Here is an 11,839-nt window from a genome sequence, read left to right as displayed (position 1 = left end):
GAATTAAGCATGACAATGAATGGCAGTGTGAAGTTGCTGATTGTAGCGGGAATTTCTGTTGCGCTGCTGGCGGGTTGTTCCGGTACGCCGAAAGAAACGCAACAGGCCACGGGCGCAGCGCAAACGCGTCTGGAGCTGGGGATGGAATATCTTTCTCAGGGCAATATGGACGCGGCGAAGCAAAATTTACAGAAAGCCGTGGATGGCGCGCCGGATGATTATCGCACTCAGCTCGGAATGGCGCTTTACGAGCAAAAAAACGGCGATCAGAATGCTGCGCAAAGCCGCTACCAGCAAGCGCTGAAGCTGGCACCGCAAAATGGCACTGTGATGAATAATTACGGTGCGTTTTTGTGTAGTTTAGGGCAGTATGTACCCGCACAACAGCAGTTTAGCGCCGCAGCTAATGCACCTGATTACGGTCAGGTAGCTGACAGCCTGGAAAATGCAGGCTACTGTTTTCTGAAGGCCAATCAGAATGAGGAAGCGCGAGTGTTACTAAGCCGGGCATTAAAAGTTGATCCCGATAAAGGCGCACCCTTGCTGACTGAGGCAACCAAAGAATTTGGGGAAGGGAACCGCGCTCAGGCGAAACTATTACTGGATGTATATCAACATGTTCTGCCAGCCACTGCTGAAAGTATCATGTTACAAATTCGATTCGCTGCGTTAGCGGGCAATCCGGATAGCGTTCAACGCTACGGTAAGCAGCTTGCGCGTAGTTATCCACAATCTAAACAGTACCAGCAGTTCTTAGCTAATGAATACTGAAGCCTCCCAAGAAAATAATGCAAAACTGACCACAGGCGAACGTCTGCGTCAGGCTCGTGAACAGTTAGGTCTCAGTCATCAGGCCGTTGCAGAACGCCTGTGTCTGAAAGTCTCAACTATTCGCCAAATCGAAGAAGAAACGACGCCGGCCGATCTTGCGCCGACTTTCCTGCGTGGTTATCTGCGCTCTTACGCCAAGCTGGTGCACGTTCCTGAAGAGGAACTGTTAGGTCTGATTGGTAAACAAGCTCCCATTAAAGTGCCGAAAGTTGCTTCAATGCAGGGTTTTTCCCTGGGTAAGTCTCGCAAAAAACGCGATGGCTGGCTGATGGGCTTTACCTGGCTTGTAGTGTTTGTGGTGATCGGTCTGACCGGTGCGTGGTGGTGGCAAAATCATCAGGCGCAGCAGCAAGAAATCGCCACCATGGCTGACCAGTCTTCTGCGCAACTGAATCAGGATAATGGTCAGGGTCAAGCGGTTCCTCTGGGTGATAACGCGAACTCTGCGCCGACCACAGAAGATACGTCTTCTGCGCAGGCGACCGAGCCGCAGCCACAAAACAGTATTCCGCTGAATACCACACCGGCTCCTGCTACCACCGCAGGCACTACACCGGCTGTAACGGGTTCACAGGAACCGGCAGCGGTTTCTACCAGCCAGCCAGCAACAACGGCTGAGAATGGTCTGCCTACGGGTGACGCACAAACTGCGGCAGCAGCAGGTGCAGATCCACAAGCGGTTGCTTTGACTTTTAAGGCTGACTGCTGGTTACAAATCGATGACGCATCAGGTAAAACCCTGTTCAGCGGCATTAAAAAAGGCGGCGAGTCACTCAGCGTTAAGGGCACTGCGCCGTATAAGCTGAAAATCGGTGCTCCGGGTGCGGTGGATATCCAATTCCAGGGCAAACCGGTTGATTTAAGTCGTTTTGTAAAATCAAGCCGTGTTGCACGCCTGACCTTAGCTGCCGAGTAATCGGCAGTTTGTCAGACGCTTGTAACGATGGAGAGTGAAGTAATGCATAACCAAGCACCCATTACCCGTCGCAAATCAACCCGGATTTATGTCGGCAAGGTGCCTGTAGGTGACGGCGCGCCGATTGCAGTGCAATCGATGACCAACACCCGCACCACAGACGTAGCGGCGACAGTCGCACAAATCAAATCACTGGAACGCGTTGGTGTCGATATTGTCCGCGTTTCTGTGCCTACAATGGATGCCGCTGAGGCGTTCAAACTTATCAAGCAGCAGGTTAATGTCCCGCTGGTCGCTGATATCCATTTTGATTACCGCATCGCGCTGCAAGTAGCAGAATACGGCGTGGATTGCCTGCGTATTAACCCGGGCAATATCGGTAACGAATCCCGCATCCGCTCCGTAGTGGATTGCGCCCGCGACAAAAATATTCCTATCCGTATCGGTGTGAACGGCGGCTCTCTGGAAAAAGATATCCAGGAAAAGTACGGCGAACCTACGCCGCAAGCGCTGTTGGAATCTGCGATGCGTCACGTCGATATTCTCGATCGCCTCAACTTTGATCAGTTTAAAGTCAGCGTGAAAGCGTCCGACGTTTTTCTGGCCGTTGAGTCTTATCGCCTGCTGGCCAAACAAATTGTTCAGCCATTGCACCTTGGGATTACGGAGGCGGGCGGTCTACGCGCCGGTTCCGTCAAGTCGGCTATCGGGCTGGGTTTACTGCTGTCAGAAGGTATCGGCGACACGCTGCGTATCTCATTGGCGGCCGATCCTGTCGAAGAAGTGAAAGTCGGTTTTGATATCCTGAAATCATTGCGTATCCGTTCCCGTGGGATCAACTTCATTGCCTGCCCGACCTGTTCACGTCAGGAATTTGATGTCATCGGTACGGTGAATGCGCTGGAACAGCGTCTGGAAGATCTCATTACGCCAATGGATGTTTCGATCATCGGTTGCGTGGTGAATGGCCCGGGAGAAGCGCTGGTCTCCACGATTGGTGTTACGGGCGGTCATAATAAAAGCGGTTTCTACGAAGATGGTGTTCGTCAGAGAGAGCGTTTTGACAACACAGATATGATCGACCAGTTAGAAGCAAAAATTCGCGCCAAAGCGGCGATTATGGATGAGAGTAAACGTATCGTTATCAATCATCTTGAAAAGTAACATCGGTTGCGGGCGTCTGCGGACGCCTGCATTATATTGAACCCGGTAGGGGATAGTGTCTGCGCGTTGAACCGTAGGGCACAAAACCCCTATAATCGGGTTCATTTTTTATAAAACGATAGAGAACTGACGTGGCAAAGAATATCCAGGCCATTCGCGGCATGAACGACTATCTGCCTGAAGACACGGCATTATGGCAGCGTATCGAAGGTACGTTGAAACAAGTGCTCGGCGGTTACGGCTACAGTGAGATCCGTATGCCGATTGTAGAGCAGACCCCATTGTTTAAGCGCGCTATCGGTGAAGTGACCGATGTCGTGGAAAAAGAAATGTATACCTTTGAAGACCGCAACGGTGAAAGCCTGACGCTGCGTCCTGAAGGTACGGCTGGCTGCGTCCGTGCCGGCATCGAACATGGTCTGCTGTACAATCAGGAACAACGTCTGTGGTACATCGGCCCGATGTTCCGCTACGAGCGCCCGCAAAAAGGCCGCTATCGTCAGTTTAATCAGCTGGGTGTTGAAGTCTTTGGCCTGCAAGGCCCGGATGTTGATGCCGAACTGATCCTCCTGAGTGCCCGCTGGTGGCGTGCGCTGGGTATCGCTGAACACGTTACGCTTGAGCTGAACTCTATCGGCTCTCTGGAAGCCCGCGCCAATTATCGTGATGCGCTGGTGGCTTTCCTTGAGCAGCATAAAGACAAGCTGGATGAAGACTGTAAACGCCGCATGTACAGCAATCCACTGCGCGTTCTGGACTCTAAAAATCCGGATATTCAGGCGTTATTAAATGATGCGCCGAAGCTCGGTGATTATCTTGATGATGAATCAAGAGAACACTTTGCAGGTCTGTGTGAACTTTTAGAGCAGTCTGGTATCCCATATACGGTTAATCAGCGACTTGTGCGCGGTCTGGATTATTACAACCGCACCGTGTTCGAGTGGGTAACCAGCAGCCTGGGGGCGCAGGGCACCGTGTGTGCTGGTGGCCGTTATGACGGGCTGGTAGAACAATTGGGTGGTCGTGCAACACCTGCCGTCGGTTTTGCTATGGGACTGGAGCGCCTGGTCTTACTGGTTCAGGCTGTAAATCCAGATTTCAAAGCACCTGCGACGGTAGATGCTTATGTGATTTCTTCTGGTGCGGGTACGCAAAGTGCGGCGATGCAACTGGCTGAAACGCTGCGTGATGCACTGCCTGAACTGAAAGTGATGACTAACTACGGTGGCGGTAACTTCAAAAAGCAATTTGCCCGTGCTGACAAATGGGGTGCTCGCATTGCCCTGGTGCTGGGTGAAGATGAAGTCGCAAACCTGCAGGTTGTTGTAAAAGATCTGCAAAGTGGAACGCAAGAAACGCTGGCGCAAAGCGAACTCGCCGCGCGTCTGGCTTCGATGTTGGGTTAAGGAGAAGGACACTGTGGAAGTCTATACCACTGAGAATGAACAGGTTGATGCTGTACGTCGCTTCTTTGCCGAGAACGGTAAAGCGCTGGCCATCGGCGTGGTTCTGGGGATTGCAGCCCTGAGTGGCTGGCGTTTCTGGCAGAGCCATCAGGACTCAGCCTTGACGGAAGCCTCTGCCTCTTTCCAGAAAGCTAATCAGTCGCTGACCGCGAATAGCGCTCAGGGTGTTGCTGACCTCGAAAAATTTGCGCAGAGCAATGACAACAATTACGGGGTGTTTGCTGCCCTGCAACTGGCCGATCATTTCGTGGAAGCGAAAGATTTCGCGAATGCTGAAAAGCAGCTGGCGCAGGCACAAGGCTTTGCAAAAGAAGATAATTTACATTCGCTGGTGAATTTACGTCTGGCTCGTGTCCAGATGCAGCAAGGCAAATTTGATGATGCACTCAAAACGTTAGACGGCGTGAAGGGTGAAGGCTGGGTGGCAATGCAGCAAGGCATCCGCGGTGATGTTCTGCTGGCAAAAGGCGATGCAAAAGGCGCTCGCGAAGCCTACAGCAAAGGAATTGATTCTAAACCCTCTCAAACGCTGCAAACCATGCTGCGTATGAAATTGAACAACTTAGCCAGCTAAGGGGAACCCCGATGCAATTGCGTAAAACACTCTTGGTAGGATGGGTTTCTGTTGCCCTGCTGAGTGGCTGTTCATTGTTTAACAGCGAAGAAGACGTTGTGAAAATGTCTCCGCTGCCAAAAGTTGAAAACCAGTTCACTCCGACGAAAGTCTGGAGCAAGTCTGTCGGCAATGGCGTAGGCGAATACTATTCCAACCTGCATCCTGCCTGGCAGGACAGCACCATCTATGCCGCCGACCGCTTTGGTGTGGTGAAAGCGCTGGATGCGGACAGCGGGAAGGAAAAATGGAGTGTTAACCTGTCTGAAAAAACCGGTTTCTTCTCCAGCAATATCTCGGCTCAGCTTTCCGGTGGCCTGACAGTTTCCGGTGATCATGTTTACGTCGGCAGCGAAAAAGCTGTGGTTTACGCATTGAACACGGCAGATGGTACCGTGGCATGGCAGACTAAAGTGGCGGGTGAAGCGTTATCCCGCCCGGTAGTCAGCGATGGTCTGGTTCTGGTTCACACCGGTAACGGTATGTTGCAGGGTCTGAGTGAGTCCGATGGTACAATCCAGTGGACCGCTAACCTTGATATGCCAACGCTCTCTCTGCGTGGTGAATCTGCGCCTGCGGTTGCGTTTGGTGCGGCTATCGTCGGCGGTGATAACGGTCGCGTAAGCGCCGTGCTGATGAAAGAAGGCCAGTTGATCTGGCAGCAACGTATTTCTCAGACTACCGGTACGACTGAAATCGACCGTCTTAGCGATGTGGATACTACGCCGGTTATCGTTGATGGCGTTGTGTATACGCTGGCTTATAACGGCAATCTGGTGGCGATGGATCTGCGTTCTGGTCAGATTGCGTGGAAACGTGATGTGGGTTCCGTGAATGACATCATCGTTGATGCTGGCCGTATTTATCTGGTCGATCAGGATGACCGCGTTATGGCCCTCGACACTCAGGGCGGCGTGAGCCTGTGGCGTCAAAGTGAATTGCTGCACCGTAACCTGACGGCACCTGTACTGTATAATGGTTACCTTGTGGTCGGTGATTCCGAAGGTTATCTGCACTGGATCAACACCACGGATGGCCGTTTTGTTGCTCAGCAGAAAGTTGACAGCGATGGCTTCCTGAGTGCGCCGATTGTGGCAAGCGACAAGCTGGTTGTGCAGGCGAAAGGCGGCGAAGTTTACTCCTTTACACGCTGATATCGCGACCCGCGTCTGGCTTTGAGATCGCTTGATCCCGGCCTTTAAAACGGCTCCTGAATTGCTCAGGGGCCGTTTCGTATTCTGAAAATAGCGTAATGACTCATTGAGAATTACGGCGTAAGAAATTGAATTATAGCGGTTTGCCTGAATTTACAGGCGTGCCGTCTATTTGCGTTTAGCTCTATATATAAAAACTGAGGCTTCAAAATGATACCTGTCGTTGCGCTTGTTGGGCGCCCGAATGTGGGTAAATCCACTTTATTTAACCGTTTAACCAAGACGCGTGATGCGCTGGTTGCGGATTTCCCGGGGCTTACGCGTGACCGCAAGTATGGTCGTGCAGAAATTGAGGGTAATGAATTCATCATCGTTGATACCGGCGGTATCGACGGTACCGAAGATGGCGTTGAAACCCGTATGGCCGGGCAGTCACTGCTGGCAATCGAAGAAGCCGACATCGTCTTGTTCATGGTGGATGCGCGCGCGGGCCTGATGCCTGCCGATCAGGGCATTGCCCAGCATCTGCGCAGCCGTGAAAAAGCGACGTTCCTGGTCGCCAACAAAACTGACGGTTTAGACCCTGATAGCGCCACCGGCGATTTCTATTCCCTCGGTCTGGGCGAAGTATACGCGATTGCCGCTTCCCACGGCCGTGGTGTAGCACAACTGATTGAACACGTTCTGGTGCCGTTTGTTGGTGAAAAACCTGTAGAAGTTGAGCTGAGTGAAGAAGAAGCCAACGCCGCTTACTGGGCTGAACAGGAAGCAACCGGTGATGAAATCCCGGAAGACGAAGAAGATAATTTCGACCCGACAACATTGCCTATCAAACTGGCTATCGTCGGGCGTCCGAACGTAGGTAAGTCCACACTGACTAACCGCATTCTGGGCGAAGAGCGCGTCGTGGTATACGACATGCCGGGCACCACGCGCGACAGTATTTATATTCCGATGGTGCGCGACGAACGCGAATACGTTCTTATCGACACCGCCGGTGTGCGCAAACGCGGTAAAGTTACTGAAACGGTTGAGAAATTCTCCGTTATCAAAACGCTGAAGGCGATTGAAGACGCGAACGTCGTGATGCTGGTTATTGATGCCCGTGACGGTATCTCCGATCAGGATTTGTCACTGCTGGGCTTCATCCTCAACAGCGGGCGTTCACTGCTGATTGTGGTGAACAAGTGGGATGGAATGAGCGAAGAAGCGCGTGCGCAGGTGAAAGACCAGTTAGATCTGCGCCTCGGTTTCGTTGACTTCGCGCGTATCCACTTCATCTCAGCCCTGCACGGCAGCGGCGTGGGTAACCTGTTCGAATCCGTGATTGAAGCTTACACCTGCGCGACTACGCGTGTGAGCACTTCCTTACTGACACGTATCATGCAAATGGCGGCAGACGATCACCAGCCACCGCTGGTCAATGGCCGTCGCGTTAAGCTGAAATATGCGCACGCGGGGGGGTATAACCCGCCAATCGTGGTAATTCACGGTAACCAGGTGAAAGATCTGGCTGATTCCTACAAACGCTACCTGATGAACTACTTCCGTCGCTCACTGAAAGTGATGGGTACGCCAATACGTATTCAGTTCAAAGAGGGTGAGAACCCGTTTGAAGGCAAGCGTAATACCCTGACGCCTAACCAGATGCGTAAGCGTAAGCGTCTGATGTCTCACCTGAAAAAAAGCAAATAATGATTTACGGGGTGCATGAAAATGCGCCCCATTTTTTTATCTCTTTTTACCCTGCAAGGAGCTGGCTGGATGTTCTGGCAGACCTGGAGTTTTGCGTTTGGCGTTACTGTTCCGAATTTACTGATCTTACTGCTGGGCGTGATGCTGCGCCGCACAGGCCTGATGGACGACAATTTCAACGAGAAAGCCAGCCGGTTAGTGTTTAACATTGCGCTGCCTTGCCTGCTCTTTTTCAGCGTTGCGCAGGGGCACGACTCCTCCGGCTCAAACCTGCCGCTGGCGCTTTACGGCGGGGTCGCCACCGTCGTTTCATTTTTACTGCTGGAGCTGGTCGCCCTTAAGCTGGTGAAAGATCCCCGCGAACGCGGCATCTTTGTGCAGGGAGGATTCCGCGCCAATACCGGTATCGCCGGTCTTGCGTACGCCTCGCTGGCATTTGGTAATGAAGGCATTGCCTTAGGATCGATGTATCTGGCGGTGACGGTGATTCTGTTCAACGTGCTGTCCGTTATTACGCTGACCCGCAGCCTGAAAGGCGGGCAGGGGAAACGGATCGGGATGAAGCCGATTTTGCATGGGATAGTGACTAACCCGCTGATTATTGGTCTGGTTCTCGGCCTGGCATTTCAGTACAGCCATTTACCGATGCCGGCGACGATTGCCAGCACAGGTGATTTTATTTCCGGCATGGCGCTGCCGCTGGCGATGCTGTGCGCCGGTGCAAGTCTGGACTGGCGCGCGATGTTCCGCAGTTCTAACGTGGCGGCCTGGTCTTCGGCGTCGCGTGTTATTTTTGTCCCTGCACTGATGACGTTCGGCGCATGGCTGTTCGGTTTTCGTGGCGCCGCGCTGGGTGTGATTTTTCTCTTTTCATGCACACCGACGGCGGCTGGTAGCTATGTGATGACGCGCGCGATGGGCGGTAACGCCACGCTGGCGGCCAATATTATCGCCGTCACAACGCTGGGATCATTTTTCACGACGGCGCTGGGGCTGTATTTACTGCGCACACTTGGCGTCATTTAGAGGAGATATACGATGGATGCGCTCTGTCCGGTCTGCGGTCAGCCGATGAGCTGGGTAAGTGGTCACTTTCACTGTGACACCTGTCATACTGATTATAAGCAAACGGCGTTATGCCCGGATTGTCAGCAACCGTTGCTGGAACTGAAAGCCTGCGGTGCGGTCGATTACTTCTGCCAAAACGGGCATGGCATGATTTCGAAAAAACGGGTGATTTTTACCTGTTCACTTTATTCAGAAGAGTGATCGTCGGGCTGAGCCTGTTTCCATAAATCGACCAGTTCTTCAGGTGTCTCAGTTTCGGGAATAATGACCACCAGACTGGCGGAGTGCTCTGCTGACGTGTAATAAATTTCGAGACGGAAATAACGCTGGTCACCCCGACCAGCGTTTTCTTTTTCCTGAGCATAAGGCAGGGCTTTATTGATGAGCTGGCAAATTTCCCGCCGTTTGTCATCACTCATGCCTGAAAGCTCAACCCGTCGCGGTCCGCTGAGTTTGGGGATAAACGCGACCCCGCCCTCACGGTAGATTTCAATTACCGTATTACTTTCCAGCGAATCTAAAGGTTTCATTTACATCACTCCAACCTGCTCCCAGGCTTCACGAACCGCTTGCGCAACCGAATCGTCAAAGCGTTTGCCCGCATTTTTGACCGTCAGCTGTGCGAAGGCGACAAAGTCAGCATCTTTCGCCAGAGATTTATCGCAGACCGTGTCGTACCAGACATACCCCGCGCGCTCCCAGGCATTGCCTCCCAGTTTAGTGGCTGCCAGATAAAATGCGCGGTTAGGGATCCCTGAATTGATATGTACGCCGCCATTATCGTCGCGGGTATTCACATACCCTTTCATGTCGGCTGGCTGCGGGTCTTTACCGAGCAGCGGGTCATCGTAGGCCGTTCCCGGGTGTGACATTGAACGTAAGCCGGTGCCGTGAATGCCTTTTGCCAGCAGGCCTTCGCCGATAATCCAGTCGGCTTTATCTGCCGTCTGCTTCAGATGAAACTGCTTCACCAGCGAACCGAACACATCCGACAGGGATTCATTCAGCGCACCCGATTGCCCGTTATAATCCAGACCCGCCTCGCTTTCGGTCACGCCGTGGGAAAGTTCGTGACCCACAACGTCAATCGCAATGGTGAACCTGTTAAAAATCTCACCGTCGCCGTCGCCAAACACCATCTGCTGACCGTTCCAGAAAGCGTTCTGATAGCCTTTGTCGTAGTGAACGGTGCCCAGCAACGCCAGCCCTTTATTGTCCAGGGAATTACGCTGATACGCCTGCCAGAAGAAATCATAGGTTACACCGAGATAATCATAGGCTTCATCAACAGCCACATCGCCGTTACTGGCCTCACCTTCTTTACGTACCGATTCACCCGGCAGTTTTGTGGTGTTCTTAGCGTCATAAATATCACGCTCAACCTGACCCGCTTTGGCGGTCACAATCTTTTGGGGTTTAGCATAAGGCTGCGCCATTAACGTATTGACGTGGACGAGCGTTTGTTTCGCGCACCGGCGCTGAGGTTCTGAGCCGTGCTCGATAATACGGTTAAGCATGTACGGAGGGATAACGCTGTTGTAACGCTTCGCTGAACTGTGATTCATCGTGAATCTCCTTATCAAGTGCCACCCGTGGGTGAAAGAAAGGCGTTCTGACTGCCTGATACTGAAAGGAGGCTAATGATTAGCCGTCTCCTGTCAGTATAGGACTGCGCTGCGTGATGTCCGTGAAAGATGAGATTTATCTGTCCGGCAGAGGGTCATACAAAAGATGCGGGCGTGGAGTCACGGCACGGCCGGTGGCTTTGCGCACCGAATTGCGCACCACCAGTTTTCCCTGCAAAAGCTGAGTGGTGTGAGGCGCATCCGGACGCAACATTCTGCGTTGCAGCAGGGCGATGGCTTCCGCGCCCAGTTCGTCACGCGGAACGTGAACGGCGGTCAGCGGGACATCGTGAATTTCAGCCAGATTAAATCCGTCGGTGCTGATGACGCTGATATCGCCGGGCACTGATAACCCTCTTTTCGCCAGCGCGGCTACCACGCCTGACGCCATAAAGTCGCCACCGGCCAAAATGGCGGTTGGCAACGGCTGTTCCGGTGACAGTGAATCGAAGTATTCCAGCAGCGCCTGTTCACTTTCCTGTGCGCCAAATCCTGACGTATTCAGCAAATGCTGGCTGTCGCTGAACGTCTGATGATGGCGGGCGAACGCCTGTTTAATGCCGGTCAGGCGCAGCTCCATGGTATGACGACGCAGACATTGCACTGTCACGATATGGGTATGACCCTGCGCGAACAGATAGTCGCAGGCGAAATCGCCCATCGTCTGGTGATCGGGGCTGACGCTGTCGTGACGCATATGCCGGTCATGGCAATTGACCAGCACACAGGGTTTTGCCATTTCTGCCGCCAGCTGATGAATATGCGGGTCGTCGATGCCGACCAGTAAAACGGCTTCAGTCAGCGGATCGGTCATTTTGGCGATGAAAAGTGCGGCGTCGGCGTTTTCTTCTTCCATCGCACAATAGCGGACACGCACTTCGTGACTGGCCGTAGACGCCAGAATGCCCTGGATCACTTTGTAGTAAAAAATATCACTGCGTACATCAAAGGCGCGGGCCGGGGCGAAAATGATGAGATTGTTGAGCATCAGCCTGCCGGTGGACAGTTCGTCAAAAACGCCCTGCGATTTGGCACATTTAAGCACAAGGTCACGGGCTTTGGTGCTGGTGTTATTTTTTCCTGCCAGAACACGCGAAACCGTGCTGATCGACAGCCCCGTCTGGTCGGCAATTTGCTGGATATTTAACTTTCCTTTCAAACTGTGATCTCCTTCAAAATCGCTCCTGCAAAATTTTTCACCCAGGAAGATGGCTACCCCATAAGCTTTTGCCAGCTCCCGTTTCGCCACGAAGTTATAGCGTGAAAGCTTTTGCAAAAAATCACGTTTCGCTCACAAATCCGTCTGC

At 52.7% G+C, this 11,839-nt stretch carries 12 protein-coding genes; 9 read left to right on the top strand and 3 right to left on the bottom strand.

Going from position 1 to position 11,839, the window contains the following annotated elements:
• The first annotated feature begins 9 nt into the window (after window positions 1–9).
• The 9 genes from pilW (at window position 10) to GW579_RS08365 (ending at window position 9,108) form a co-directional block, all read left to right on the top strand.
• Window positions 10–771, top strand: a complete 762-nt coding sequence (gene pilW, locus GW579_RS08405; protein ID WP_165058497.1) for a type IV pilus biogenesis/stability protein PilW — start codon at window positions 10–12, stop codon at window positions 769–771.
• Window positions 761–1,747, top strand: coding sequence for a cytoskeleton protein RodZ (gene rodZ / locus GW579_RS08400; RefSeq protein WP_152324574.1), 987 nt, complete (start codon window positions 761–763; stop codon window positions 1,745–1,747). The genes pilW and rodZ overlap by 11 nt, the downstream gene beginning before the upstream one ends.
• Window positions 1,748–1,789: 42 nt before the next feature.
• Complete coding sequence (gene ispG, locus GW579_RS08395) at window positions 1,790–2,911, top strand: flavodoxin-dependent (E)-4-hydroxy-3-methylbut-2-enyl-diphosphate synthase (RefSeq protein WP_104921069.1); 1,122 nt, start codon at window positions 1,790–1,792, stop codon at window positions 2,909–2,911.
• Window positions 2,912–3,042: 131 nt separating this feature from the next.
• The gene (gene hisS, locus GW579_RS08390; protein ID WP_165058496.1) at window positions 3,043–4,317 is read left to right on the top strand and encodes a histidine--tRNA ligase; all 1,275 of its coding nucleotides are present in this window, start codon (window positions 3,043–3,045) and stop codon (window positions 4,315–4,317) included.
• A 13-nt stretch (window positions 4,318–4,330) separates the two neighbouring features.
• Window positions 4,331–4,951, top strand: a complete 621-nt coding sequence (locus GW579_RS08385; protein WP_152324571.1) for a YfgM family protein — start codon at window positions 4,331–4,333, stop codon at window positions 4,949–4,951.
• 11 nt (window positions 4,952–4,962) lie between these two features.
• The gene (gene bamB, locus GW579_RS08380) at window positions 4,963–6,144 is read left to right on the top strand and encodes an outer membrane protein assembly factor BamB (protein WP_152324570.1); all 1,182 of its coding nucleotides are present in this window, start codon (window positions 4,963–4,965) and stop codon (window positions 6,142–6,144) included.
• Between the two features lie 210 nt (window positions 6,145–6,354).
• Entirely contained in the window at window positions 6,355–7,839 is a 1,485-nt protein-coding gene (gene der / locus GW579_RS08375; protein ID WP_152324569.1) for a ribosome biogenesis GTPase Der, read from the top strand.
• Window positions 7,840–7,908: 69 nt separating this feature from the next.
• Window positions 7,909–8,865: an AEC family transporter gene (locus GW579_RS08370; RefSeq protein WP_165058494.1), complete on the top strand. Its 957-nt coding sequence runs from the start codon at window positions 7,909–7,911 to the stop codon at window positions 8,863–8,865.
• Between the two features lie 12 nt (window positions 8,866–8,877).
• A complete protein-coding gene (locus tag GW579_RS08365; RefSeq protein WP_165058492.1) occupies window positions 8,878–9,108 on the top strand; it encodes a zinc ribbon domain-containing protein in 231 nt (76 codons plus the stop codon).
• Here the strand turns inward: GW579_RS08365 and GW579_RS08360 are convergent.
• The 3 genes from GW579_RS08360 to GW579_RS08350 form a co-directional block, all read right to left on the bottom strand.
• Window positions 9,093–9,437: a protealysin inhibitor emfourin gene (locus tag GW579_RS08360; RefSeq protein WP_165058490.1), complete on the bottom strand. Its 345-nt coding sequence runs from the start codon at window positions 9,435–9,437 to the stop codon at window positions 9,093–9,095. The two genes, GW579_RS08365 and GW579_RS08360, sit on opposite strands and share 16 nt — an antisense overlap.
• On the bottom strand, window positions 9,438–10,472 hold the full coding sequence (locus GW579_RS08355) for a M4 family metallopeptidase (RefSeq protein ID WP_165058488.1): 1,035 nt from the start codon (window positions 10,470–10,472) through the stop codon (window positions 9,438–9,440).
• A 136-nt stretch (window positions 10,473–10,608) separates the two neighbouring features.
• Window positions 10,609–11,691, bottom strand: coding sequence for a LacI family DNA-binding transcriptional regulator (locus GW579_RS08350; protein ID WP_165058486.1), 1,083 nt, complete (start codon window positions 11,689–11,691; stop codon window positions 10,609–10,611).
• Window positions 11,692–11,839 lie beyond the last annotated feature (148 nt).

The sequence above is a fragment of the Rahnella contaminans genome, assembly GCF_011065485.1.
GTDB classification, from domain to species: Bacteria; Pseudomonadota; Gammaproteobacteria; order Enterobacterales; family Enterobacteriaceae; genus Rahnella; species Rahnella contaminans.
Note: the sequence above shows the minus strand (reverse complement) of the source record. Positions and strands in the feature narration are given on the sequence as shown.

What these genes read in the sequence shown, in the direction of transcription:
- GW579_RS08370 (WP_165058494.1), top strand. Translation starts at nt 7,909, where the DNA reads ATGTTCTGGCAGACCTGGAGTTTTGCGTTTGGCGTTACTGTTCCGAAT.
- ispG (WP_104921069.1), top strand. Translation starts at nt 1,790, where the DNA reads ATGCATAACCAAGCACCCATTACCCGTCGCAAATCAACCCGGATTTAT.
- bamB (WP_152324570.1), top strand. Translation starts at nt 4,963, where the DNA reads ATGCAATTGCGTAAAACACTCTTGGTAGGATGGGTTTCTGTTGCCCTG.
- GW579_RS08355 (WP_165058488.1), bottom strand. Translation starts at nt 10,472, where the DNA reads ATGAATCACAGTTCAGCGAAGCGTTACAACAGCGTTATCCCTCCGTAC.
- pilW (WP_165058497.1), top strand. Translation starts at nt 10, where the DNA reads ATGACAATGAATGGCAGTGTGAAGTTGCTGATTGTAGCGGGAATTTCT.
- GW579_RS08360 (WP_165058490.1), bottom strand. Translation starts at nt 9,437, where the DNA reads ATGAAACCTTTAGATTCGCTGGAAAGTAATACGGTAATTGAAATCTAC.
- der (WP_152324569.1), top strand. Translation starts at nt 6,355, where the DNA reads ATGATACCTGTCGTTGCGCTTGTTGGGCGCCCGAATGTGGGTAAATCC.
- GW579_RS08365 (WP_165058492.1), top strand. Translation starts at nt 8,878, where the DNA reads ATGGATGCGCTCTGTCCGGTCTGCGGTCAGCCGATGAGCTGGGTAAGT.
- rodZ (WP_152324574.1), top strand. Translation starts at nt 761, where the DNA reads ATGAATACTGAAGCCTCCCAAGAAAATAATGCAAAACTGACCACAGGC.